1 protein-coding gene is annotated in these 451 nt (G+C 45.7%); it reads right to left on the minus strand.

The annotated features are described in order from the left end of the window. Positions 1-395, minus strand: a 395-nt coding sequence (locus HUW62_RS47780) for a hypothetical protein (protein WP_217912009.1), incomplete at its 3' end; no start/stop codon positions are given. Between the last annotated feature and the right edge of the window lie 56 nt (positions 396-451).

Raw genomic sequence — 451 nt, forward strand, 5'->3', positions numbered from 1 at the left:
CCTGTAAGTCCCCAGACATACTGGGCATCTTTGGCAATTTTATTTGCTGCTATCCACCGCTTGGACTTCATATTGGCAAACTCAGTTAGTTCATCGAATACCACGATAGAAATTTTACCGTGAGACACTTTCTTAGCCAATTTATCAGCTATAAGTTTCATCCCATCGGGGTTGATCAGATAGATATGAGCCGGAGTGTCTAAATCAGCCTCACGGTCTTTGTGGATAAGCACTGTCTTTTTATTTGGGAACCATTCTCGCGCTGTCCTTGCCCACTCACCCTCAGCGGCTACAGTAAGCGGTGCAACAATTAAAGCTGCCTCAGCGCCTTGTTGCTGCAAAAAGTCGATTGCTAAAACCGTAGAGAAGGTCTTACCTGTTCGGGGAGTTGACATACAGAAAGCTCGTGGGTTGTTTACAAAAAAGTTTGCTGTCTCCAACTGCCACCACC

The sequence above is a fragment of the Myxococcus sp. AM011 genome, assembly GCF_013372595.1.
In the GTDB taxonomy this organism is placed as follows: Bacteria; Myxococcota; Myxococcia; order Myxococcales; family Myxococcaceae; genus Myxococcus; species Myxococcus eversor.